This window comes from Nesterenkonia muleiensis, assembly GCF_003600155.1.
Taxonomy (GTDB): domain Bacteria; phylum Actinomycetota; class Actinomycetes; order Actinomycetales; family Micrococcaceae; genus Nesterenkonia; species Nesterenkonia muleiensis.
Genome location: NZ_QWLD01000040.1, coordinates 28,669 through 51,759, shown reverse-complemented (window position 1 = coordinate 51,759; position 23,091 = coordinate 28,669). Strand labels below are relative to the sequence as shown.

Annotated in this window: 20 protein-coding genes and 1 tRNA gene; 8 read left to right on the top strand and 13 right to left on the bottom strand. The window is 64.7% G+C overall.

Annotated features, from left to right (window positions below):
* Positions 1-859: 859 nt before the first annotated feature.
* A complete protein-coding gene (locus tag DVO78_RS11285) occupies positions 860-1,654 on the bottom strand; it encodes an SDR family oxidoreductase (RefSeq protein ID WP_120005361.1) in 795 nt (264 codons plus the stop codon).
* 86 nt (positions 1,655-1,740) lie between these two features.
* Here DVO78_RS11285 and DVO78_RS11280 point away from each other — a divergent pair, with 86 nt between their 5' ends.
* Entirely contained in the window at positions 1,741-2,601 is an 861-nt protein-coding gene (locus tag DVO78_RS11280) for a helix-turn-helix transcriptional regulator (RefSeq protein ID WP_120005004.1), read from the top strand.
* A 128-nt stretch (positions 2,602-2,729) separates the two neighbouring features.
* On the opposite strand, the gene DVO78_RS11275 is transcribed toward DVO78_RS11280, so the two are convergent.
* Together DVO78_RS11275 and DVO78_RS11270 are read right to left on the bottom strand one after the other, a co-directional pair.
* On the bottom strand, positions 2,730-2,996 hold the full coding sequence (locus tag DVO78_RS11275; protein WP_120005003.1) for a GlsB/YeaQ/YmgE family stress response membrane protein: 267 nt from the start codon (positions 2,994-2,996) through the stop codon (positions 2,730-2,732).
* Between the two features lie 82 nt (positions 2,997-3,078).
* Positions 3,079-3,152 (bottom strand) — tRNA-Pro (locus tag DVO78_RS11270).
* Positions 3,153-3,317: 165 nt separating this feature from the next.
* Here DVO78_RS11270 and DVO78_RS11265 point away from each other — a divergent pair.
* Both DVO78_RS11265 and DVO78_RS11260 read left to right on the top strand, forming a co-directional pair.
* Positions 3,318-4,592 carry a serine hydrolase gene (locus tag DVO78_RS11265; RefSeq protein ID WP_120005002.1) on the top strand — a complete coding sequence of 425 codons (1,275 nt, stop codon included), beginning with the start codon at positions 3,318-3,320 and terminating at the stop codon, positions 4,590-4,592.
* Positions 4,593-4,713: 121 nt separating this feature from the next.
* A complete protein-coding gene (locus DVO78_RS11260) occupies positions 4,714-5,904 on the top strand; it encodes a carbohydrate-binding protein (RefSeq protein WP_157984001.1) in 1,191 nt (396 codons plus the stop codon).
* A 20-nt stretch (positions 5,905-5,924) separates the two neighbouring features.
* Here DVO78_RS11260 and der read toward each other — a convergent pair whose 3' ends face one another.
* The 8 genes from der to DVO78_RS11220 form a co-directional block, all read right to left on the bottom strand.
* A complete protein-coding gene (der, locus tag DVO78_RS11255; RefSeq protein WP_120005000.1) occupies positions 5,925-7,457 on the bottom strand; it encodes a ribosome biogenesis GTPase Der in 1,533 nt (510 codons plus the stop codon).
* A complete protein-coding gene (gene cmk, locus DVO78_RS11250; RefSeq protein WP_120005360.1) occupies positions 7,457-8,119 on the bottom strand; it encodes a (d)CMP kinase in 663 nt (220 codons plus the stop codon). Before cmk ends, der begins: the two co-directional genes overlap by 1 nt.
* 50 nt (positions 8,120-8,169) lie before the next feature.
* Complete coding sequence (locus tag DVO78_RS11245) at positions 8,170-9,315, bottom strand: prephenate dehydrogenase (RefSeq protein ID WP_120004999.1); 1,146 nt, start codon at positions 9,313-9,315, stop codon at positions 8,170-8,172.
* A gap of 3 nt (positions 9,316-9,318) precedes the next feature.
* A complete protein-coding gene (locus DVO78_RS11240; RefSeq protein WP_120004998.1) occupies positions 9,319-10,257 on the bottom strand; it encodes a pseudouridine synthase in 939 nt (312 codons plus the stop codon).
* A 193-nt stretch (positions 10,258-10,450) separates the two neighbouring features.
* Positions 10,451-11,107: an SMC-Scp complex subunit ScpB gene (gene scpB / locus DVO78_RS11235; RefSeq protein WP_238385265.1), complete on the bottom strand. Its 657-nt coding sequence runs from the start codon at positions 11,105-11,107 to the stop codon at positions 10,451-10,453.
* Positions 11,104-12,030, bottom strand: a complete 927-nt coding sequence (locus DVO78_RS11230; RefSeq protein WP_120004997.1) for a segregation and condensation protein A — start codon at positions 12,028-12,030, stop codon at positions 11,104-11,106. The genes scpB and DVO78_RS11230 overlap by 4 nt, the downstream gene beginning before the upstream one ends.
* 2 nt (positions 12,031-12,032) lie before the next feature.
* Positions 12,033-12,920 carry a ParA family protein gene (locus DVO78_RS11225; RefSeq protein WP_120004996.1) on the bottom strand — a complete coding sequence of 296 codons (888 nt, stop codon included), beginning with the start codon at positions 12,918-12,920 and terminating at the stop codon, positions 12,033-12,035.
* Positions 12,921-13,030: 110 nt separating this feature from the next.
* Positions 13,031-14,950, bottom strand: coding sequence for an acetate--CoA ligase (locus tag DVO78_RS11220; protein WP_120004995.1), 1,920 nt, complete (start codon positions 14,948-14,950; stop codon positions 13,031-13,033).
* Between the two features lie 160 nt (positions 14,951-15,110).
* Here DVO78_RS11220 and DVO78_RS11215 point away from each other — a divergent pair, with 160 nt between their 5' ends.
* From DVO78_RS11215 to DVO78_RS11200, 4 genes are read left to right on the top strand one after another with little or no spacing between them, the layout of a single operon-like run.
* On the top strand, positions 15,111-15,752 hold the full coding sequence (locus tag DVO78_RS11215) for a GntR family transcriptional regulator (RefSeq protein ID WP_120004994.1): 642 nt from the start codon (positions 15,111-15,113) through the stop codon (positions 15,750-15,752).
* Between the two features lie 16 nt (positions 15,753-15,768).
* Positions 15,769-17,286: an MmgE/PrpD family protein gene (locus DVO78_RS11210; protein ID WP_120004993.1), complete on the top strand. Its 1,518-nt coding sequence runs from the start codon at positions 15,769-15,771 to the stop codon at positions 17,284-17,286.
* On the top strand, positions 17,286-18,197 hold the full coding sequence (prpB, locus tag DVO78_RS11205) for a methylisocitrate lyase (protein WP_120004992.1): 912 nt from the start codon (positions 17,286-17,288) through the stop codon (positions 18,195-18,197). The genes DVO78_RS11210 and prpB overlap by 1 nt, the downstream gene beginning before the upstream one ends.
* A 12-nt stretch (positions 18,198-18,209) precedes the next feature.
* The gene (locus DVO78_RS11200; protein ID WP_120004991.1) at positions 18,210-19,343 is read left to right on the top strand and encodes a bifunctional 2-methylcitrate synthase/citrate synthase; all 1,134 of its coding nucleotides are present in this window, start codon (positions 18,210-18,212) and stop codon (positions 19,341-19,343) included.
* Here the strand turns inward: DVO78_RS11200 and DVO78_RS17775 are convergent.
* Positions 19,313-21,331: an MFS transporter gene (locus DVO78_RS17775; protein ID WP_202912173.1), complete on the bottom strand. Its 2,019-nt coding sequence runs from the start codon at positions 21,329-21,331 to the stop codon at positions 19,313-19,315. The genes DVO78_RS11200 and DVO78_RS17775 overlap by 31 nt on opposite strands.
* A 132-nt stretch (positions 21,332-21,463) precedes the next feature.
* Here DVO78_RS17775 and DVO78_RS11185 point away from each other — a divergent pair, with 132 nt between their 5' ends.
* Positions 21,464-22,078: a TetR/AcrR family transcriptional regulator gene (locus DVO78_RS11185; RefSeq protein WP_120004990.1), complete on the top strand. Its 615-nt coding sequence runs from the start codon at positions 21,464-21,466 to the stop codon at positions 22,076-22,078.
* A gap of 99 nt (positions 22,079-22,177) precedes the next feature.
* Here the strand turns inward: DVO78_RS11185 and DVO78_RS11180 are convergent, their stop codons facing one another.
* The gene (locus DVO78_RS11180; protein WP_120004989.1) at positions 22,178-22,849 is read right to left on the bottom strand and encodes a SagB/ThcOx family dehydrogenase; all 672 of its coding nucleotides are present in this window, start codon (positions 22,847-22,849) and stop codon (positions 22,178-22,180) included.
* Positions 22,850-23,091 lie beyond the last annotated feature (242 nt).

Genomic DNA, 23,091 nt, shown 5'->3' with positions numbered 1-23,091 from the left:
CGGGCGCAAGCAGCCCCTGCGGTCCGCGAAAAGGAAAGGAGCACCGCCGAGTCTCTCTGGCGGGGCTCCTTTTCACTGCAACTTGCGAAAACAGGGCAAGTTGCTGGGCCTGAGGCACGCCGCACCATTGCGGATACACACCGTTGTGCTGACGTCGCTTCGGCCCTATTCAGTTATGTCGGCTCCAGGCGCTCCAGTGGGCATTGGCTCCAATCAAGCGCGGTCACCGACGTACACATAGTGTGACTGCCATCACATTAGTCACAGATGGCCGCCAAGTCAAAGTTCGCTATGCTCGCACCCTCCCCCGGCGATTGCCAGGGCGGGATCTCAGTATGAAGTTGACCAAGGCTGCAAGGGCATAGTCTCCTTTTCGGACATATAAATGCGCCCTGTGCGTAAGTGGGTGCTGGTCCGCGCCCATCCACCTCGGTGAGGCATAGTGTCAGGTCATGGAGACTTTTTTAGACCTCTGGGCTGTGTTGTTCCAGGTGTCGCTGTGGGTGGGTGCTGCATTTGTCCTGATCGCTGCCTCGTTGTCGTGGGTTCATCTGGCGCGATCACATTAGGGTCTCGTGTAGCTGATGAAGGAACCAGCGACAATCTGACCTGCTGTACTCTCTGGCTTCCACTGTGACAGTGGCACTCAGGTCTTTATTGAACGTTGCCGGATTGTCCTCTTCTGCGCTTGGATATTCGGATGGGAATGAACCGGACCATCAGCACGAGCATAATGACGATGTTGGAGAGCAGACCACTCCACTGTTCGAGCACGCGCCAGATAACGGTCCCGAAACCGAGGCCGATCCATATCCCGTTCCACCTCCCTGAACCCAGTGCCAGATCTGGCTGCTAGGTGTTATTGGGCCATGCCGCCGTTGGCGCGGAGTATTTGGCCGTTGATCCAGCGGCCCTCGGGTCCGGTGAGGAAGGCGATGACGTTGGCAATGTCCTCAGGGGTGCCGAGTCGTTCCAGGGGCGGATTCTTGGCCAGGGCGTCGACTTGTTCTGGGGTTTTGCCCTTGAGGAACAGGTCGGTGGCGGTGGGCCCGGGCGCGACCGCGTTGACGGTGATGTCACGACCACGCAGTTCCCGGGCCAGGATCAGGATCATCGCCTCCACCGCCCCTTTGCTGGCGGCGTAGGCCCCGTAGGTGGGGAACTGGGTGGTGACGATGGTGGTGGAGAATCCGATGAAGGCCCCGCCGCGGCGTAAGCGGCGTGCGGCGTGCTGGGCGATGACGAAGGTGCCACGGATGTTGGTGCGGTGCAGATCATCGAGCTGTTGCAGGTCCAACTCAGCGATCGGGGACAGGGCCATGCGTCCAGCAGCGTTGACCACCGCGTCGATACCGCCGAATTGTTCTTCGGTGCGGTCGAAGAGCGCGGCGACTTGGTGTTCATCGGCGATATCGGCTTGAACGGCGATGGCCGTGCCGCCACCGACAGCGATCGCGGCGACCGTGTCCTCGGCTGCCGCGGCGTTGCCTGCGTAGTTGACCACGACGGTGAATCCTTCAGCGGCGAGTCTTTTCGAGACTGCGCTGCCGATACCGCGTGAGCCTCCGGTGACGATCGCGACCTTGGGGGCCGCTGTGTCTCCCACAGCAGCAGAAGTAGTAGTGGTGGTAGTGGTGGTGTTGGTGTTTGTCATATCCACCACTATGAGCCTCACCTTCGAGGGTAACCAGGGGATATCATCCCCTGTCTCCAGAACCCCACCAACCACATACTAGAGACATGAACACCCACAAATACCACGAACTCGGGGCGTTTTTGCGGTCCCGACGCGAACGCATCCGCCCCGAGGATGTCGGGTTCCTCTCCGGCCCCAGGCGCAGGGTCCCCGGTTTGCGTCGCGACGAGGTCGCACAACTGGCCGGAGCCTCGGTCGACTACTACAACGAGCTGGAGCGCGGCGCAGGCTCCCAGCCCTCGGAGCAGATGCTCGCCGCACTCGCCCGCGCCCTCAGACTCACCCAGGATGAGCGCGACTACCTGTTCCACCTCGCTGATCGACCGCTCCCGGCCCAATCCGGCACCGCGGCTCACGTTCATCCCGGCATGCTGGACCTGCTCAACCGCATGCCGTCCACACCCGCACAGGTCATCACCGACCTCCACATCACACTGATCCAGAATCCGCTTGCCATCGCGCTGGTCGGTGATCAGTCCGCGTTCCAGGGCAAACGAGCTAGCTTCCTCTACCGATGGTTCACCGACGACGACGCCCGGCGCCTCTACCCCGAGGAGGACCACCAAGCGCAGTCCCGCGCCTTCACCGCTGATCTGCGGGCCGCGGCTGCTGCCCGCGACGCTCGTGACACTGAAGCCGCAGCGATGATCGAAGAGCTGCTCGCAACCTCGGAGGAATTCGCAGCGCTCTGGGCTGAGCACGACGTCGCCTTCCGCCGCAACGATCAAAAACGCATCAACCACCCCACTCTTGGGCTCATAGAAGTGGACTGTCTCAATCTCTTCAGCGAAGACGGCCGACAGCGCCTGCTGTGGTTCACCCCCGCGTTGGGCACCGAGAACGCAGAGGCACTTGCGATGCTCTCTGTCATCGGAACCCAGGACCTCTCCCCCGGTCTGGCCTAACACGGCTAGCGCACAGTCTGGTCCGCCGCCTACGTGCCTGTGGGAGTTGCCGGTCCTGGGGACATGCGTGAGGGTCCCACACCGAAGCGGTGTGGGACCCTCAACATCGCTTTATCAGCTCAACAGCCTCATGCTGTTCTCCCCCGGGTGATGGCTCGCCAGATGAACGAGACGATCAAACCGCCAAGGATGGCGAAAAGCCATGTCCCGATGTCAAAGAAGGCCTCATTGACGTTGACGCCGAAGATGGCCGAAGCGATCCATCCTCCGACCAGTGCACCGAAAACACCGGTGATCAGAGTGACGATCCATCCTCCGGACTGCTTGCCGGGAAGAATTGCACGGGCAATGGATCCTGCGATCAAACCGAGGACAATCCAGCCGATGATGCTCATGACGCTCCTTTGGTAGAAATAGTTCCAAGGAGACTAAGATACCTTGTCAGACAGGCTTCACCACAGTCCTAACACCATACGGTCGGGCTAGCGGGATTTGAACCCACGACCTCTCGTCCCCCAGACGAGCGCGCTACCAAGCTGCGCTATAGCCCGTGATCATGCTCCGAGGACCGGCAGAACCGTCCGAAGCACCGGAACAGTCTACATCATCGCCGAAGCCCCCACGCACCCCACTGGAGAGCCCCCGTGATGAAAACGTAACCCTTCGGCACCACGGAAATACCGTCGCACGCAGCATGCCCTAGATACGGTGGCCCTATGCACTCGCGCCTTCCCCTGATTGCGGGTGTGCCCGGACGGCTCTCCGTGGCCGCGCTGACTGCGGCGCTGCTGGCCTCCGGATGCGCACCCAACTTCCACTCTCCCGAGCCTGCCGACATCGAACCGGTCAGCGCCGCCCATGCTCTGCCTACGGCTGTGCAGAACACTGCCGAGAGCACTATGCGAGACGCCGCCGAGGTGGTGGTCCACCGCGTCCTCGAGAACCACCCCGCTCCGGAGGAACTCGGCACAGCAGGGCAGCTCGAGCAACCGGATGCAGACGACGCCCCGGACCAAGCAGACGCCGGACCTGAGGACCACGCTGAGCAGCGCTCATCACACCAGCAGCGCCTGGAAGACTGGGCGGATTCCCTGACCCGCGCCCATGAAACGGCCCAGGAGAGGCAACGGCGCGAGGCCGAAGTCGAGGCAGAAGATCGGCGGCAGGCCGAGGTGGAAGAGGATGAGGCGCCCCGGGGGGAGGATGAGGCGGAGCAGCAGGCCGAGGAGCAGGCTGAGCCGGATATCCCAGAAGACGAACCGACCCAGGAGACCGTCCCGCCCGATCCCCCCGCAGAGCCCAACAACCCCACCTACACCGGCGACCTCGACGCCTACCTGGCCGACCTGGCCAACTCTCATCCGGGCAGAATCTCCATCAGCCTGCAGGAGGTCGGCGGCCAGAGCCGCAGCGGTTCCACAGGTGGGGCTGATTCCTTCGTCACCGCCAGCACCTACAAGGTCCTGGTGGCCTACAGCATCATTCGCCAGGTCGAAGCCGGTTCCCGCAGCTGGGATGACATGGTGCTCGGCGGACGGGATCTGGCCCAGTGCTTCCACGACATGATCGTGCTCAGCGACAACCCCTGCCCGGAGAAGCTCGGCCCGGAGATCGGTTGGGGAACGATCTATTCGGATGCGGCTGCCATGGGTGCAAGCAGCACCGGCGGCGGCGAAGGGGGGATCCGCACCAACGCCCTGGACCTGACCAGGTTCATGACCAACCTGGCCGCAGGCACCATGGCGATGAGCGGTTCGGGCCATGAGAGCCTGCGCAGCGCCCTGGCCTCGAATATCCACCGCCAAGGCATTCCCGCCGGCTCTGCGGGTCAGGTGCTGAACAAACCAGGGTTCATCAGCGGCAACCTGCACGACACCGCCATCGTCTACCACCCCTCAGGCACCTATGTGCTGACGATCCTCAGCCAGGGCTCCAGCTGGGACTCCCTGGCCTCAATCACCCGCAGCATCGAGTCCGCCCTCTTTGACTGACAGTAAATGTGACGCATGTTACATTTGATATCCTCTGAAACAGTTGCGAAACACAACTATCGTGTAGCGTTGTGCGCACATGCTACGGCCCTGTTCACTCCACTGTGAGGACACCAATCAGATGTCATCGACCAACCGCAGCCTGACTGCGCTACTGCTCGCCGCCGCTCTGCTCGCCGCCGGATTCACCCCAGCGGCCTATGCCGATGAACAACCTGACCGAGAACTCAGCGACGCTGTCACCGAGGAGGTGACACAGGAGGCACCTTCCGAAGACCCTGCGAATGTGGATCCTCCGCATTCGGTGCTGCGCCTGCAGACCGGCGGTGGACCCACTCGAGTGTTGGAGGGCGAGACTTTCTACGTCAACGCACGGCTGTACGTGGCTGACTCCGAGGGGATCCACGATCTGCCGATGCCTGATGGCCGTGTAGAGGTCTATGCAAGCACCGATGCCGACCGGGAGAACCTTCTGGGCTCAAGCGACGATTGGTTCATCGAAGAGAGCGCCGGAACTCCCCATTTCAGGATCGCCAATTTCGACCTTGACGTGGCCCTTCCCATCGGCCAATACCATCTTGACCTGGTCTTTACCGGCACAGAGCTCTACGAGGAGGCCGAAGGCAGGACTGGCCAGTGGACCGTGCTCGGGCCAGAAGACATGAACTACGAGATCCAGGAGGTCTCGGTCGATGCTCCTTCCACCATCGAAGAGGGAGAGCCCCTTGAGCTCTCCGCGGAGGTCACCGGCAACCACCCGGTGAACAACCTCGGCACCCTCGACGCCTATGTCTACTACGCCGACGACCAGACCCTGACCACCCCACTCACCGAGGCCGTCCGGCTCAACCGAGGAAATCCCTACACCGGAGCGCTCACCGTGGAGTACTTGGAGCCTGGCGAGCACACCCTCATGGTGCATGTGAGACCACCCTTCCAAGCCGTCGTGTGGCCAGCCAACTCCCAGTCTTTCACCGTGACGGTACTCCCCGCAGAGCCTGAGCACGAGATCTGGGACGCCGGTACGGCCTACACCGGCGGGGAGACTGTGGAGCATGAGGGCCGCCTCTTCGAAGCCCTGTGGTGGACCCAGAACCAGGAGCCCGGCGCCTCCCCGTGGAGCGCCTGGTCAGAGATCGGCGCGCCCACCGAATGCGAAGCCGGCACCTACCCCGCCTGGGCGGCCAGCACCGAATTCACCGGGGGCGAGACTGTGGTCCACGGCGGCACCGTCTACACCGCCCAGTGGTACAGCCGGAACCAGGAGCCCGGAGACCCATGGGGTCCCTGGGCAGAGTCCGGGGACTGCTGAGCGGCTGAGGAGGGGCCTGCTCAGCGCCGCTTGCGCTTCTCGCGGACTCTCATCTGCACCTCTAATGGGGTGCCGGTGAAGTCGAAGGTCTCGCGTAACCGGCGCACGATGAACCGCCGGTAGCCGGGATCCAGGAAGCCGGTGGTGAACAGCACGAACTTCGGCGGACGGGTCGAGGGCTGGGTGCCGAAGAGGATCCGCGGCTGCTTGCCGCTGCGCACCGGGTGCGGATGAGCGGCCACCAGCTCCCCCAGGAAAGCGTTGAGCCTGCCGGTGGGGATCCGCTGCTCCCAGTTGGTCAGCGAGCGCTGCAGCGCCGGAGCCAGCTTGTCCTTGTGCCAGCCGGTCTGGGCGGAGACATTGACCCGAGGCGCCCAGGCCACATGCGCCAGATCACGCTCGATCTCCCGCTCCAGGTAGTAGCGGCGCTCCTCATCGAGCAAGTCCCACTTGTTGTAGGCCAGCACCAGTGCCCGGCCGGCATCCAGTGCCATCTGCACGATCCGAATGTCCTGCTCACTGATCGGCTCATCCACCGCCAACAGCACCACCGCCACCTCGGCCTTGTCCAGAGCCCGCTGGGTGCGCAGCATCGCGTAGTACTCCGAACCCGAGGCCATATGCTGACGACGCCGGATCCCCGCGGTGTCCACAAAACGCCACTGGTCACCGCCGAGACTCACCAGCTCATCGACCGGATCCCGGGTGGTGCCTGCGACATTGTCGACGACCACCCGGTCAGCGCCTGCGATCTTGTTCAGCAGCGAGGACTTACCCACATTCGGCCGCCCGACCAGGGCCACCCGGCGGGGTCCGCCCACAGGCACCAGTCCCCCGTGCTGGGCCGTCTCCGGCAGGTGCTTCAGCGCGGCGTCGAGCAGGTCACCGGTGCCGGTCCCGTGCAGTGCGGAGACCGGGTAGGGCTCTCCCAGGCCCAGGTTCCACAGCGGGTAGACCTCGGACATCTGGACGGCGGAGTCGATCTTGTTGGCCACCAGCAGCACCGGCTTCTTCTTCCGGCGCAGCATCTTCACCACGGCCTCATCCACCGCGGTGGCACCGACCAGACCATCAACCACGAAGACCACCGCATCGGCCTCTTCCACCGCCAGCTCAGCCTGTTCGGCCACCCGCTTGTGGAGGCCCTTGGCATCGGCCTCCCAACCACCGGTGTCGACCAGGGTGAAGTCCCGGCCGTTCCACTCCGCCGGATAGGTCACCCGGTCACGGGTCACCCCGGGCACGTCCTCCACCACCGCTTCACGCGATCGGATGATCCGGTTGACCAGGGTGGATTTGCCCACATTGGGCCGCCCCACAATGGCCAGCACCGGCGGTGCCGGCACAGAGGGAAACGCATCTGCGCCGTCGTCATCGACCGCCAGCAGGGCGGTGTCCTCCTCGTCGAGGTCGTAGCCCTCAAGGCCGGCACGCAGCGCTGCCGCCCGGGCTTCGGCCTCCTCCTCACTGATCTCGGCCAGCCGCTGGGTGAACTTCGCATCCTCTCCGGCGGGCAGGTACTCCTCCCCGGCGCCTTGGCTGTCCTGCGCCATCAGACCCGGGCTTCCCGGGTGAGCTGGACCCGTCCGATGAGCGAATCGACGGTCTCATCGAAGCTGAGGTCGGAGGAGTCCAGCACTGCCACGCCGTCGGCGGCCTCGGTGAAGTTCGACGCCGCCGAATCCTTCTTATCGCGTTCAAGCACCTGCCGCTTCAGCGCCTCAGGGTTCTGGGTGCCGCCCAGCTGAGTGCCGCGGCGGCGCAGGCGGGCCTCCGCGGTGGCGGTCAGCAGCACTCTGACCTGTGCATCGGGGGCCACCACGGTGGTGATGTCCCGGCCCTCGGCCACGATGAAGCCTTCTTTGTCGATGATCCGGCGCTGGGCAGCGATGAGCAGTGCCCGGGCTTTGCGGTTGGTGGCCACCTCGGAGACTTTCTCGGAGATATGTGGTTCCCGGATCCCGGCGGTGACGTCGGTCTGCCCCACGGTGACCACCTGATGCTGAGGATCGGTGGAGATGTTCAGCGGAAGCTCCTCCACTGCTACGGCCACGGCATCCTCGTCATCAAGGTCCACCTGCTGGTCCAGGCAGTACCAGGTGGCAGCACGGTACATGGCACCCGTGTCCAAATATGCGGCACCCAGCTGGGTGGCGGCGGCCCGGCAGACGCTTGACTTTCCGGAGCCTGAGGGCCCGTCGACAGCGATCACCATCCGGCTCAGGCTCTGCTCAGCGTCTGGCTGAGCCTCATCAGTGTGTGTGCTCACGAAAGAACTACCTTCCATCCCATATCAGTCAGCGCCTCGGCCAGCTCATCGCGGCGGCCGGGAAGCACTGACAGCTCCACCATACCCACCTGGTGGCCGGCCGAGTGCTCCATGCGCAGGTCTTCGACGTTGACTCCGACCTCGGCGACGTCATTCAGCACCGCGGCGATCTGGCCCGGCCGGTCGTCCACGATAACAGTCAGTGGCGCGAAGGACTGTGGTGGTGCGCCGTGCTTGCCGGGCACCCGCGCCACCCCGGAGTTGCCCTCAGCGATCAGCTGGGCGATATCTGCCTGCCCACCGCGTGCTTCCGGGTCCTCCAGGGTGCCGATCAGCCGTTCGACGTCCTCACGCAGCCCGTAGAGGATCTCCACCACCGGTGAAGCGTTGGCCGAAAGGATCTGGACCCATAGATTCGGATCAGAGGCGGCGATCCGGGTGACATCCCGCAGCCCGTTGCCGCTCAGGACCAGCGCATTGGCCGGAGCGTCCTGCAGACGTGAGGCCACCAGGGAGGCGGCGATCTGCGGCAGATGCGAGATCAGCGCGACCGATTCGTCATGTTTGACCGCGTCCATCCGGTGCACACTGGCGCCCAGGGTGCGGGCAAGCCAGGTGGCCAGCTCCACGAAACCCTCGTCGGTGATCTGCTCACCGGTGCCGGGGTCCACCGCCGGGCAGATCACCCACGGCATGGAGGTGAACAACTCTCCGCGCGCGGCCACCGGCCCGGACTGCTCACGTCCGGCCATCGGGTGGGTGCCCACATAGCGTCTCAGGTGCTCACGGGTCAGAGGGTCGGCGTCGTCCTCGGCGCGCCGAAGCAGCTGGCGGATGATCTCGGCCTTGACCGAGGCGATGTCGACCACAAGACCCTGGTGATTCAGCAGCGCCTCAGCGACCTCGTGGGCGGTGACCTCAGGCGGTGAGGCGACGACGACGATCAGCCCGTCCTCTTCACCTTGTCCACCCTGCCGGCCCCAGATTTCTCCGGCGCCGATGTCCTCGGCGATCCGCTCTGCGGTGGGTGAGGGGTCGGAGAGCCATACCTGGTGCCCGGCCGCGCTCAGTCCCAGTCCGATGCTGGCGCCGAGCAGTCCGGTGCCGCGGATCAGGATGGGCACTTTTCTCGAGGCGAACATGGGTCACTGACCTCCTGCCGCTGCGCTGGCGAGGTCTTTGAGGTGGCCGATCTCCTGCAGCTCCAGGTCACGAAGGGTGCCCTGGGGCTGGTCGCCGATGACGATCTTGCCGATGGCGGTACGCACCAGGCGGGTCACCGGGTAACCGACATGGTCGAACATGCGCCGCACAATCCGATTGCGCCCAGAGTGCAGGGTCACCTCGACCATAGTGCGGGAACCGGTGGAGCCCATCACCCAGCAGCGGTCGGCGGCGATCGGCCCGTCCTCGAGCTCGATGCCGGACTGCAGCCGTTTAGCAGTTTTGACCGGCAGCTCCCCCTGGACTTCCACCAGATAGGTCTTCGGCGCCTCATAACGGGGGTGGGTGAGCTTATTGGTCAGATCGCCGTCGTTGGTCAGCAGCAGCAGCCCTTCGGTCTCATAGTCCAGGCGGCCCACGTGGACTAAGCGGGCGGCGCGCATGGACTCATCCAGGAAATCGTCGATGCTGCGCCGGCCCTCAGGGTCGGACATGGTGGTCATCACCTTGGCGGGCTTGTTGAACATCACATACCGGTGCTCGACCTTCAGTGTGACACGGACACCGTCGACATGGATGACCACCGCATCCGGATCCACCCGGAGACCGGGCTCAACAATGACCTTGCCCTCGACCGTGACCCGGCCCTCGGCGATGAGATCCTCACAGACCCGGCGGGAGGCCACTCCTGCCTGCGCCAGGACCTTCTGCAGCCGGACTCCGTCCTCCTGATGCACCGCCTTGAAGTTCGCCTCGGCCTCATCGGCGCGGATCTTGACCGGTCTGGGTTCAGCAGAGATGAGCCGTTCGGGCTTGGCCTCGGCGAACGGTCCGCCGTCGGAGCCTGGTCTGGGGGTGCGAGCGGCCCGGGTGGCCCGCGGTGGCGGCTGCTTCCTGCCGCCCTTCCCCGAAAAAGTCATGCATACAATCCTATCGCCTGCCGGGTGAGTCTCCCGCACAGCGAGCTCTTCCCCCGGCCGGAGCTCTGCTCGGCTCCAGCCACTTTTCGTGGCGCTTTCGGTTGTGCGTGGACCTATAGCCCTACGAAGAGTCGAAAGCCCTACGACGCATGCCCCCTGACAGAGCGGGAGGAGATGCTGTTGAGGCAGTGTCTCAGGGCTGAGCGTCGTCGTCCAAGTCCTCGACGCCGGGTAGGTGGGGTGAGAGCTTGGGCAGGTCCTCGATGCTGTCCAGGCCCAGCCGCTCCAGCACCTGGGCAGTGGTGACATACAGCGTGGCCCCGGTGACCGGGTCAGTGCCGGCGGTGTCCAGCAGGCCCCGCTGGACCAGGGTGCGCACCACCCCGTCCACGTTGACCCCGCGGATGGCGGAGACCGCGGACCGGGCCACCGGCTGCCGGTAGGCGATCACGGCCAGGGTCTCCAAAGCTGCCGGGGACAGCCTGGAGGTCTGGCCGCCCAGGACGAACGCTGAGACCTGCTCGGCATACCGGGCCCTGGAGTAGTAACGCCAGCCCCCGCCGACCTCCCGCAGCTCGTAGCCGCGCTGCCGGATTGGCTGGGCACTGCGGAACTGCTCCTCCCCCGGCCAGTTCTCCGGAACGCCGTCGGCTTCGGCTCGCAGTTCGTCCAGCAGCGCGAGGACCTGGTGCTGGGGCAGGTTGACCGCCGTGGCGAGCTCAGCGGGGGTTACCGGCTCCTCGGTGACCATCAGCACCGCCTCCACGGCGGCCAGATAGTCCTCGTGGGAGACCATGTGACTGGAGTCAGCCTCCTCCAAAGCGGGGTTGGCGGTGTGCTGTTCGGTCACTGGTTGTCCCCTCCTGAGCTGGCATCAGCATCGCCGCCCTCGGTGTCCCATTCCTCGGCAGCGCGGTCCAGCGCGCCCTCGGCACCATCGTGCCCCGACCAGGTGATGGTCAGCTCTCCCAGCGGGACTTTCTGGTCGAACTCCACCGCGCGGTCGCGGAACAGTTCCAGCAGGCCCAGGAAACGCACGACGACGACCAGCCGGTTCTCCGCATCCGCCACCAACTCCTGGAAGCCGCAGGTGCCGGCAGCCCGCAGCTGCTCGGTCATGGCCATCATCTCTTCGCGCACATTGACCGCATGGGCATGCAGGTGCTCCAGACCGACATGGTCGGGCTCCTTCTGCTGCCGCAGCAGCGCCCGTTCGGCCATGGCCTTGAGGTCCTCGGCAGTGGTGTTCCACACCAATTCCGGCAGCAGCTCCGCCATATCCGGATGTTCACCGGGACGGCGCGGGAAGCGGCCGGCGTTCTCCGCGGCAGCGGCACCCATCTGCTCGGCGATCTGTTTGAACGCCTTGTACTGCAGCAGCCGGGCGAAGAGCAGATCGCGGGCCTCCAGAGCGGAGATGTCCTCCTGGGACTCCAGCTCAGAGCCGGGCAGCAGCTGGACCAGCTTCATGTCCAGCAGGGTGGCGGCCACGAACACGAAGTTGGAGGATTCCTCCAGAGCGCGCTGGGCGTCGAGGGTGCGCACGTAGGTGATGAACTCATCGGTGACCTCGGCCAAAGCGACTTTGGTGACATCCATCTTGCGCTTGGTGATCAACCCCAGCAACAGGTCGAACGGTCCGTCGAATCCCTCAAGCGAGACGGTGAACCCAGAGCGGACCTCCTCGCCGCCGCCGAGTACGACGACGCCGGAACCCGCGTCGGCTTCCGGGACCGACGAAGTCTCTTCCAGGGCGGGCTCGGAGCGGCCCATGGTCAGGGGGAGCCTCCGCGGTCGATCAGCTCCCGGGCCAGCTGCCGGTAGGCCTTGGCGCCGTCGTGCTTGTCGGCGTAGTTGGTGATCGGCTCGGCGGCCACTGTCGCGTCGGGGAACTTCACCGAACGTTTGATGACCGTTTCGAACACCTTGTCTCCGAAGGCCTCTACGATTCGCTGGATCACCTCTTTGGCGTGGGTGGTGCGCAGATCGACCATGGTGACCAGCACCCCGTCGATCTCCAGATCCGGGTTGATCCGGTCCTGGACCTTCTCGATGGTGTCCTTGAGCAGAGCTACTGCGCGCAGGGCGAAGAACTCGGCCACCAGCGGGATGATGACCCCGTGGGCTGCGGTCAGCGCGTTGACGGTCAGCAGACCCAGGGAGGGCTGGCAGTCGATGATGATCACGTCGTAGTCGTTGCGGACCGGGCGCAGCGCGCGCTCAAGCACCTGTTCACGGCCTACCTCGGTGACCAGTTGGACCTCGGCGGCGGAGAGGTCGATATTGGCCGGCAGCAGATCCACTCCGGGCACATGGGTGGAGACCAGGGCGTCTGCGACGGTCACGCTCTTCTCCATGAGGACGTTGTAGACGCTGGTCTCCAGGTCATGCGGGTTCGCGCCGAAACCGGCCGAAAGCGCACCCTGCGGGTCGAAGTCCACCATCAGGACTTTGCGACCGTACTCGGCGAGCGCGGCGCCAAGGTTGATCGCGGAGGTGGTCTTGCCGACCCCGCCCTTCTGGTTGACCACCGCGATCACCCTGGCCGGCCCGTGGCTCTGCAGGGGCGCCGGGTCCGGGAAGTCATGCTTAGGCCGGCCGGTGGGGCCGATGATCGCCTCACCGTGGATGGTGAAAAGCGTTCGCGGCTGCTCGGCGTTCACGTACGGCCCTCCGGTCTGGTCCTCGGCGGCTGCACCCGGTCACGGGCCACAGCGGTCTTCACTCTCCAGAACAGATTACCCCCTGAGCGACAGCGAGCAACCGGCTGCCCCTATGAGTTCCTGCGCAGCACCGGGATCAGGTCGTCGATGACCGAGGCGTCCTCGATGGTGGAGGGCACGGTGTACTCCTTGCCATCGGCGATCTGGCGCATGGTCTTGCGCAGGATCTTCCCGGAGCGGGTTTTCGGCAAGGCTTCGACCACAGCGACCTCTTTGAAGTCGGCCACTGGACCGATAGTGGAGCGCACATGGGCCACCAGCTCCTGACGCAGCTGGTCTTCGCTGATCTGCGCTCCGGACTTCAGCACCAGGAATCCGGCCGGCCGCTGTCCCTTCAGCTCGTCGGCAAGGCCGATGACCGCGCATTCGGCCACCGCAGGGTGCTCAGCCACCGCGGCTTCGATCTCTCCGGTGGAGAGCCGGTGACCGGAGACGTTGATGACATCGTCGGTGCGGCCCATGACAAAGATGTAGCCGTCCTCATCCAGGTAACCGGAGTCCCCGGTGGTGTAGAAGCCCTCGAAGGCGGTCAGGTAGGAGTCGATGTAGCGGTCGTCGTCGCCCCAGAGCGAGTAGAGGGTCCCCGGGGGCAGTGGGAGCTTGATACAGATATTGCCCTCCTGCCCGGCTGGCAGCGGCTCACCCAGCGGGTCGAGGACGGTGACGTCATAGCCGACCATCGGCAGCGTGGCCGAGCCTACTTTGACCGGAAGCTGCTCGATGCCCACCGGGTTGGCCGCGATCGGCCAGCCGGTCTCGGTCTGCCACCAGTTGTCGATCACCGGCACCTCAAGGGCTTTGCCGGCCCATCGCTGGGTCTCCGGGTCCAACCGCTCCCCCGCGGAGAAGAGATACCTCAGGCTGGAGATGTCGTACTCCCCCATTTTTGAGCCCTCGGGGTCAGCCTTACGGATGGCCCGCAGCGCGGTCGGTGCGGTGAACAGCGAGCTGATCCGGTGCTGCTGCACCATCCGCCAGAACGCTCCGGCATCCGGTGTCCCCACCGGTTTGCCCTCGTAGAGCACACTGGTTGCTCCGGCCAGCAACGGCGCGTAGACGATGTAGGAATGCCCGACCACCCAGCCGACGTCGGAGGCGGTCAACATGGTTTTCCCCGGGCCGACGTCGAAGATCGCCGGCATCGACCAGTTCAGTGCCACCGCTGTGCCGCCCTGGTCCCGCACCACGCCCTTGGGCTTACCGGTGGTCCCGGAGGTGTAGAGGACATACAGCGGGTGGGTCGCTGCCACACTGACCGGACCGGCTGGCTCAGCCTGGGACAGCGCTGACTCCCAGTCGCGCCAACGGGCCGGACTCTGAGCCGATGCCTGCTCCGCACTGGCTTCGAAGCCGTCCCGGTGAACGACCAGGACCTCGCGCACCTGGTGCTGGGCACGCTCCAGCGCCTCGGCGACCTTGGGCAAGTATTCCACGCGCCGGGAGGGCTCAATGCCCCCAGTGGCGGTGATGACCGCATCCGGGGTGGCGTCGTCGATCCTGGCAGCGATCTCCTTGGCGGCGAACCCGCCGAAGACCACCGAGTGCACCGCGCCCAGACGCGCACAGGCCAGCATGGAGATCACGGCCTGCGGAATCATCGGCAGGTAGAGCAGCACGCGGTCGCCGGCGGTGATGCCGAGCTCTGCCAGAACACCAGCAGCTTTGGCCACTTCGTCACGGAGCTCGGCGTAGGTGTAGCTGCGTGAGTTCTGGGTCACTGCGGAGTCGTAGATCAGCGCGGTGCGGTCCCCGTGGCCGGCGTCCACATGCCGGTCCAGGGCGTTGTGGGTGATGTTGAGCTTCCCGTCGGGGAACCAGCGGTAGAGCGGTGCCGCGGACTCGTCCACCGCAGTGCTGGGAGCTTCGTCCCAGTCGAGGCCAGCCGCTGCTTCAAGCCAGAACCTCTCCCGCTGGCTGACGGACAGGTGATGGATTTCCCGGTAGGCCCCGGAGGCAGGTCTCACGGACATTGGCTCGCTCCTTCGCGCAGCAGCAGTACTGTGGTGCTCCTCACGGCAAGTGTACCCAAGATTCTCAGCAATGTATACACAGAATGGCGACATGTTACTGATATGGCGAGATTTGGCCGAATTGTGTACCTTTTCTGGCATCTGTGTATACACTGAGGGTATGCGAGCAAGTGACACTGCCTACACTGCGCTCCAGGAGGAGATTCTCGAGGGCCGGCTGGCCCCGGGCACCGTTCTGGGCGAGGTGGAGCAGTCAGAAAGGCTGGGAGTCTCCCGCACTCCAGTCCGGGAAGCCTTCTCCCGGCTCATCGCCGCAGGGCTCGCCATCCAGCAGCCTGGCCGCGGCACCGTGGTCAGCCCCATCTCCTTGGAGGATGTGGACCGGCTCTTCGAGGTCCGGATCCCGCTGGAGACCCAGGCCGCCGGACTCGCCGCCCAGCGCGGGGCGCCGGAGGCCTTCAGCGCACTGGCCCAGGAATTCGACGACGCCCAGTACGCGCCCGTGGCCGAGAACCACTATCTTCTGGCGGCCCGGATGGATGAAGCCATCGCCGCAGCACTGGACAACCCCTACCTGAGCACGATGCTCGGGAACCTGCGCGTCCATCTGGCACGCGTCCGGCGCCTGGCCAAGGACCAGCCGGATCGGCTGGCTGAATCCGCCGCCGAGCACCGCGACATCTGCTTGAGCATCGCCTCCGGGGACCCCGAAATGGCCGAAGCCGCCACCGCGCTTCATCTGCGCAGAAGCCTTGCCTACATCTCTGAACAACGACAGGCCCAGCCTGTACCTGCAACCTGAGAGGACACCACCACCCATGATCGAGCACACCGTCAGGGTCCACCCCAGTAAGGACAATCTGTCCCGCGAGGACCAGCTGGCCTATAAGATCGCCCAGGTCGCAGTGGACCGGGTAACCGTGGATGACGAGGTCACCGAGATGGTGATCAACCGCATCATCGACAATGCCTCAGTCGCCGTGGCCTCACTGACCCGCGCGCCGATCGTCTCCGCCCGCGCCCAGGCCCTGGACCACCCGGTCTCGGCCAACGGATCGGGGGCCTCCATCTTCGGCATTGATCAGAAGTCCTCCCCTGAATGGGCGGCCTGGGCCAATGGAGTGGCCGTGCGCGAACTGGACTACCACGACACCTTCCTGGCCGCCGACTACTCCCACCCCGGGGACAACATCCCCGCAATCCTGGCGGTGGCCCAGCACACCGGACGCTCCGGAGCTGATCTGGTCCGCGGGATCGCCACCGGCTACGAGATCCAAGTGAACCTGGTCAAGGCGATCTGCCTGCATAAGCACAAGATCGACCATGTGGCGCATCTGGGCCCCTCCGCGGCAGCCGGCATCGGCACCCTGCTGGGCCTGGACGCCGAGACCATCTTCCAGGCAGTGGGCCAGGGACTGCACACCACCACAGCCACCCGCCAGTCCCGCAAGGGTGAGATCTCCACCTGGAAAGCCCACGCCCCGGCCTTCGCCGCCAAGATGGCGGTGGAGGCAGTGGACCGAGCCCTGCGCGGCCAGACCTCCCCGGTGCCGATCTACGAGGGCGAAGACGGGGTGATCGCCTGGATGCTCGACGGCCCGGACGCCGAATACACCGTCCCGCTGCCCGCCCCCGGCGAGGCCAAGCGGGCCATCTTAGACACCTACACCAAGGAGCATTCAGCCGAGTACCAGGCCCAGGCCTGGATCGACCTGGCCCGCAAGCTGCACCACGAGCGCCCTGAGGTCACCGACCCGGCGAATGTGGAGTCGGTGCTGATACGCACCAGCCATCACACCCACTATGTCATCGGCTCCGGGGCCAACGATCCGCAGAAATACGATCCCACCGCCTCCCGCGAGACCCTGGACCACTCCATCCCCTATATCTTCACCGTGGCCCTGCAGGACGGTGCCTGGCACCATGTGGACTCCTACGCCCCCGAACGTGCCGGACGTCCCGACACTGTGGAGCTGTGGCACAAGGTCACCACGGAGGAGGATCCGGAGTGGACCCGCCGCTACCACTCTTTGGACATCTCGGAGAAGGCCTTCGGCGGCTCGGTGGAGATCCGGCTGACCGACGGCACCACCATTACCGACGAGATCGCCGTGGCAGACGCCCACCCGCTGGGCGCCCGGCCATTTGCCCGCGAGCAGTACATCACCAAGTTCCGCACCCTGGCTGCCGGAATCGTCGACGATGCTGAGACCGATCGGTTCCTGGCCACCGTCCAGCGACTTCCCGAGCTGAGCGCAGATGAGCTGACGGGGCTCAATGTGAAGGCTACTGAGGGCGTCGTCGATCTCTCCGCCTCACCCAAGGGGCTGTTCTGATGTTGTACGCAAAGACCACACCGGAGCAGAAGCGCGCGCATCTGCGTCAGATCCTCACCCCGGGTGCAGCCCGGCAGTTCCCGGGCACCTTCACACCGCTGAGCGCCCCGCTGATCCAGGAAAAAGGTTTCGACGGGCTCTACGTCTCAGGCGCTGTGCTGGCCAATGAGCTCGGACTGCCCGATATCGGGCTGACCACACTCACCGAGGTGGCCCAGCGCGCCGGGCAGATCGCCCGGCTGACCGACCTGCCCACTCTGGTGGACGCCGACACCGGCTTCGGCGAACCGATGAATGTGGCCCGGACCATCCACGAGCTGGAGAACGCCGGACTGGCAGGCTGCCACATCGAGGACCAGATCAACCCCAAGCGCTGCGGACACCTCGACGGCAAGGCCACGGTGGACACCGAGACTGCCGCCAAGCGGATCCTGGCCGCCGCCGAGGCTCGCCGGGATGAGAACTTCCTGATCATGGCACGCACCGACCTGCGAGCGGCCGAAGGGCTGGAGGCCACCATCGACCGGGCCAAGGCCCTGGTGGACGCCGGGGCCGATGCGATCTTCCCCGAGGCGATGAAGGATCTCAGCGAATTCGAGGCCGTCTGCCATGCGGTGGATGTTCCGGTGCTGGCGAATATGACCGAGTTCGGCAAGTCCGAGCTGTTCACCCGCGAACAGCTGGCGGCCACCGGGGTGGCGCTGATCATCTACCCGGTGACCTCGCTACGTTCGGCTATGGGGGCGATCGAACGTACGCTGGACACGATCGCCGCCCACGGCACCCAGGAGCCGGTCGTGGATCAGATGATGACCCGCACCAGGCTCTACGAGCTGGTGGACTACGAGTCCTACAGCAGCTTCGACGCCGGAATCTTCGACTTCGATGTACCGGAACGCTTCACGCGATAAAGGAGACCAATCATGACTGAGCAGATCTATAAGGGCCTCGCCGGCGTCGTCGCCGACTACACCGCCATCTCCAAGGTCAATCCGGAGACCAACTCCCTGCTCTACCGCGGGTACCCGGTCCAGCAGCTTGCCGCCGAGCTCAGCTTCGAGGAAGTGGCTCTACTGCTGTGGAACGCAGAGCTGCCTTCCAAAGATGAGCTGGCCCAGTTCGTCGAGTTCGAGCGCGCCAATCGGGCACTGTCACCCAATGTTCGTGCCGCCATTGACCTGCTGCCCACGGACTGCCACCCGATGGACGTGGGCCGTACCGCGGTTTCGGTGCTGGGCGCCAATGACCCGACCTCCGAGGAGTCGGATCCAGAAACTGAGCTGACCAAGGCCAAGAAACTCTTCGCCGCCTTCCCCGCAGTGGTCGCCTATGACCAACGGCGCCGCCGCGGCCAGGAGCTGGTGGAACCCCGCGATGATCTCGACTATTCGCAGAACTTCTTGTGGATGACCTTCGGGGAGGAGGCTGCACCGGAGGTCGTCGATGCCTTCCGCGTCTCCATGGTGCTCTATGCCGAGCACTCGTTCAACGCCTCCACCTTCACCGCCCGGGTGGTGACCTCCACGCTGGCTGATCTGCATTCGGCGGTGACCGCGGCCATCGGTGCGTTGAAGGGCCCACTGCACGGTGGCGCCAACGAGGCCGTGATGCACACCTTCGAGGAGATCGGCATCCGCGACGAGGAGACCCGAGAGGAGGCTGCCGCCCGCGCCAAAGCCTGGATGGAGGATGCACTGGCGGCTAAGAAGAAGGTCATGGGCTTCGGACACCGGGTGTACAAGAAGGGCGATTCCCGGGTACCCACCATGAAGCAGGCACTGGACAAGATGATCGAGCACTACGGCAGGCACGAGGTCCTCGGCCTCTACGACGGGCTGGAGCAGGCCATGGACGAGGCCAAGGCCATCAAGCCCAACCTCGACTATCCGGCAGGGCCTACCTACCACCTGATGGGCTTCGACACTGACCTGTTCACCCCGCTGTTCATCGCCTCCCGCATCACCGGCTGGACAGCGCACATCATGGAGCAGCGGGCGGCGAACTCACTGATCCGTCCGCTGAGCGCTTACAACGGCCCCGAAGAACGCCACCTCTGAGACGGGATCACCGGCACCTCAACATCGTCTCTCCCGCTACGGTTGAGCACGATCAGCGGTGTCACATAGTGCTCGACCACTCGCCCGCCGAGGTCATCAACCGCCTGAGCTGCTTCATCAACTTCGTCCGCGTTCCAGTCGCTGAACGTGGTGAAGAGGTCACGGATCTGATCCGTCCGGAGGTCGATCGTCCATCGGAACTGTTCAGTGTGGGCAACGGAGAAGTGCCCGCTCTCAGTGAGCCGGTGGACCCGAGCTTTGGTGATGTCATGGTCCGACCCACGCCTCGGTGGCCCGCTTCCACGGCGGGCAATGATCGCCCCCACCTGTTTTCGGAACGGCGTAGGTGCTGCCGAAGGATCGCCGAAGACTGTCCACCAGACAGCAAAGTGGCCTCCGGGCGCCAATGTCTGATGAAGTCGCGGCAGCAATGTACCGAGATCTAACCAGTGCACCGCCGTGGCGGCGACAGCAAGGTCGTAGGAGGCCGGCAGCAACGGGGCTGACTCTGCTTTTTCACAGCGCACCGTCACCTCGGGGTAGCGGTCTCGGAGAAGGCTCGCAAAGGCAGGACCAGGCTCAACGGCCGTGACCGAGGCCCCGGCTCGCAGCATGGGGCCGGTCGCCTGGCCAGAACCTGCGCCGAACTCAATGACGCGAACATCCTCACCCAGCAACCCCATATCGCTCAGCCGAGCCCACAGTGCACCCGGATACGGTGGTCTGGCACGGTGATAGGTCTCGGCATGTGCTTCGAAATGCTGCGGATCAGGCATGTGATCGAGCGTATACCGGCCCCCTGTCCTGATCAGGTGCCCGGCCTGGCAATGCTCACGGTGCAGGCGGCCTCCGAGATCGTTGACCTGCACTCGCCTGTGCAGCTGGTGCCAGGCGGTGAGGCTGAAGACCGCGGTGATGGCGAAGACCGCCGGGAGGCCGATGTGGTCTGCCAGGGCGCCGGCAGCCGGTGAGCCCAGGGTCTGGCCTGCTCCCAGGCCGAGGAAGGACAGGGTGACCCCTCGTGCCGGTGACTCGGTGAAAAGCAGCGCGGCCCACAGGATGCAGATTCCGGTCAGGGCCATGAAGGCCGCACCGAAGAGTGCTGCGGAGATCAGCGAGACAACCGGGCCAGCAGACGGTAGCGCCAGGAGCGCCAGACTGATCGCCCAGGCAGTCCAGATCGCGAGGTTGACCCGGGTCAGTCCGCATCGGTGGCAGAGTCCGCCTGCCACTCCCCCGAGCGGGCCTGCGATGCCGATGGTCAGCCAGAACCAGGCTGAGAAGTGACCGCTGAGGCCGGCTTGCGCCATTCGTTCGACGGAGAAATTCCAGTACGGCGCGCTGGTCAACCCCAACAGGACGGAGTTCACCAGCAGCGGCGTGAGTCCTGCCCGCCGCAAGGGCCTGGCAGGCTGATTGCTCATCCTTCTGCGGGCTGGGCGGGGCAGAGCCAGATGGGCGACAACGGTGATCGCCAAAGCGATGAGCCCGAACCCCAGCCATGTCTCCCGCCACCCGAACACCAACACCGGGGTGAAGGCAGATGCGGCCAATCCGAAACTGGTACCGGTGTTGGCCCATGTCTGCGCCTGAGCGCGCGCACCAGGTCTCACGGAGTGACTGATCAGCTCCGCCACTGCGGGCGAGACGAGACCGGCGCTGGCGCCAGCGATCAACAAGCCGCAGGCGAAAACACCAAGAAGATCGGACACGCTCATGGTCACTAGTCCGATGGCCGCGCACCCACCTGCCCCGATTGCCGCCATTCGCGCGGATGGACCGACGAGTCTGGGCGCGGCAAGCAATCCCAGGGTGTACCCCAAGGTCGACACACCGCCGAGGACACCCACGCCGGTGGCGTTGAGGTCGAAGGCCACTGCGAACTGCGGAACGAACAGCCCGTAGGCATAGCGGCCGAAGCCGTAGCAGACCGCGATCACGCTGGCGCCCAACGCCGCAGTCATCGTCCACCGCTGCCCGCTACTCATCTGGAGTCTCGCATCGAGTGGCTCCTGCGGTCTCCTGACCGACTGGCTCTGCGTCCAGCAGGCGCTTATTCTTCACAGTGATCGTTATACTGTTCTGTAAAGTCACGACGCCAGCGTAAGGTATACAGACCTGTGAATGCAACGATTCCTGATCCGACCACTCTGACCCCCAGTGCCCGCCGCATTCTGGAGACGGCCTCGACGCTGTTCTACGAGGGAGGAATCACCGCAGTGGGGGTCGATGTGATCGCCGAACGCTCAGGGGTGACCAAGCGAACCCTCTACAACCGGTTCGGGTCCAAGGACACCCTGGTGGCCACCTATCTCCTCGAACGAGAGATGCGGTGGCGGCACCTTGTCGAGACGGCCGTCGCAGCACCAGAGCTGACCGCGATCCAGCGGGTGACTGCGCCGTTTGACGCTCTCGGAGAATGGGTCCAACAGAGCCCTCGCGGCTGCGCCTTCATCAACGCACTGGCCGAGCTGCCGGACCCGGAACATCCCGCACATCAGGTAGCAGCTGAGGAGAAACGCTGGCTGTGCAACCTGTTCGAACGACTGGCGACCGATGCACACATCGCAGACCCGGCCGACCTGGCCAAACGGCTGGTGTGCCTCCACGAAGGAGCCCTGGCCATGCGCGCCGCGCTGCCCGAGATCGACAGCGTCACCATCGCCAACCAGACTGCCTGCGACCTCGTAGACGCCGCCACATCAGGGCATCAGACCAGAGGTGAACCGCTCTAGTCGATGAGAAACGGCAACTGCCCTACCTTGGCAGCCGATGCTTTCGGTGGAGTTGCCTGTCGGGATGGCAATGTCGAACACCTATCCGGCAGAGCCTGCTCACGGCCGGGCTGGCGCCTCGGTGGGACGGCCGATGGGAAGCATGCCCAATACTGTATGAGACGGTGGGATCAATCGCTGTGTCGCCGCTTCTATCCTGAAGTGGTCGAGGCCACCGAGAAAGACGGTTCCCAGACCCTTCTCAGCCGCCCACAGATAGATATTCTGGGCGACCAGTCCCGCCTCGAACCAGCAGAAGCGTTCACCCCGACCAGTCCCCTGAGATTCGAAAGCACGGTTTGCCGCATCGAGGTCGGCCGAGAGCATCAGGATCACCGGGCACTCACTGAGCCAGGCCGCATCGAGCGTTCCATCCGCCAGCCCCGTGCGATGATCTCCTTCTTCACCATGAACCAGGGCATGCTCCACAGCAAGGTAGCGGTAAGTCCCGGTGGGGAGCCCCTCGACGGCGGCGACAACCACGGTCACCACGATGTCGTACCGAGCGTGGGCCGAACCATAGGTCCGATGGCGGCCGGATACTGAGCCCAGCACAGTGCTCAGGAGCCCGCTCAGCGTCTGCAGGTTGATGTGATCAGGCCGGTACGACTTGGTGGACCTGCGGTATCGCAGCAATTCCGCGATCGCACTATGGTCCCGCACCGGATTCAGAGAAATTCGGCACCGATCCTGCTCAGCATCAGCCTTTTCATCGCCTGACTGTTGTGACATATGTGCCTCCGACCCACGGATGTTTCATGGTGTCATGGACCGATAAGGCTGGATCGGCTCCTGGACACCTAACGCATGAAGATCGTACTTCACTCACCTGCCTATCCTTCGCGCAGGGGCTGATGCAGGGGCAGGTCAAACTGCCACCCATTCCTGCCCCCAGTCCCGACACAGGCCGCATGGTTTCCACCCAGGAGTCCTCGGGATAGCTGCGGACCGAGCGGGAAGAAACCAAAGCCAGA

What these genes read in the sequence shown, in the direction of transcription:
- DVO78_RS11285 (WP_120005361.1), bottom strand. Translation starts at nt 1,654, where the DNA reads ATGACAAACACCAACACCACCACTACCACCACTACTACTTCTGCTGCT.
- DVO78_RS11280 (WP_120005004.1), top strand. Translation starts at nt 1,741, where the DNA reads ATGAACACCCACAAATACCACGAACTCGGGGCGTTTTTGCGGTCCCGA.
- DVO78_RS11275 (WP_120005003.1), bottom strand. Translation starts at nt 2,996, where the DNA reads ATGAGCATCATCGGCTGGATTGTCCTCGGTTTGATCGCAGGATCCATT.
- DVO78_RS11265 (WP_120005002.1), top strand. Translation starts at nt 3,318, where the DNA reads ATGCACTCGCGCCTTCCCCTGATTGCGGGTGTGCCCGGACGGCTCTCC.
- DVO78_RS11260 (WP_157984001.1), top strand. Translation starts at nt 4,714, where the DNA reads ATGTCATCGACCAACCGCAGCCTGACTGCGCTACTGCTCGCCGCCGCT.
- der (WP_120005000.1), bottom strand. Translation starts at nt 7,457, where the DNA reads ATGGCGCAGGACAGCCAAGGCGCCGGGGAGGAGTACCTGCCCGCCGGA.
- cmk (WP_120005360.1), bottom strand. Translation starts at nt 8,119, where the DNA reads ATGGTGATCGCTGTCGACGGGCCCTCAGGCTCCGGAAAGTCAAGCGTC.
- DVO78_RS11245 (WP_120004999.1), bottom strand. Translation starts at nt 9,315, where the DNA reads ATGTTCGCCTCGAGAAAAGTGCCCATCCTGATCCGCGGCACCGGACTG.
- DVO78_RS11240 (WP_120004998.1), bottom strand. Translation starts at nt 10,257, where the DNA reads ATGACTTTTTCGGGGAAGGGCGGCAGGAAGCAGCCGCCACCGCGGGCC.
- DVO78_RS11230 (WP_120004997.1), bottom strand. Translation starts at nt 12,030, where the DNA reads ATGGGCCGCTCCGAGCCCGCCCTGGAAGAGACTTCGTCGGTCCCGGAA.
- DVO78_RS11220 (WP_120004995.1), bottom strand. Translation starts at nt 14,950, where the DNA reads ATGTCCGTGAGACCTGCCTCCGGGGCCTACCGGGAAATCCATCACCTG.
- DVO78_RS11215 (WP_120004994.1), top strand. Translation starts at nt 15,111, where the DNA reads ATGCGAGCAAGTGACACTGCCTACACTGCGCTCCAGGAGGAGATTCTC.
- DVO78_RS11210 (WP_120004993.1), top strand. Translation starts at nt 15,769, where the DNA reads ATGATCGAGCACACCGTCAGGGTCCACCCCAGTAAGGACAATCTGTCC.
- prpB (WP_120004992.1), top strand. Translation starts at nt 17,286, where the DNA reads ATGTTGTACGCAAAGACCACACCGGAGCAGAAGCGCGCGCATCTGCGT.
- DVO78_RS11200 (WP_120004991.1), top strand. Translation starts at nt 18,210, where the DNA reads ATGACTGAGCAGATCTATAAGGGCCTCGCCGGCGTCGTCGCCGACTAC.
- DVO78_RS17775 (WP_202912173.1), bottom strand. Translation starts at nt 21,331, where the DNA reads ATGAGTAGCGGGCAGCGGTGGACGATGACTGCGGCGTTGGGCGCCAGC.
- DVO78_RS11180 (WP_120004989.1), bottom strand. Translation starts at nt 22,849, where the DNA reads ATGTCACAACAGTCAGGCGATGAAAAGGCTGATGCTGAGCAGGATCGG.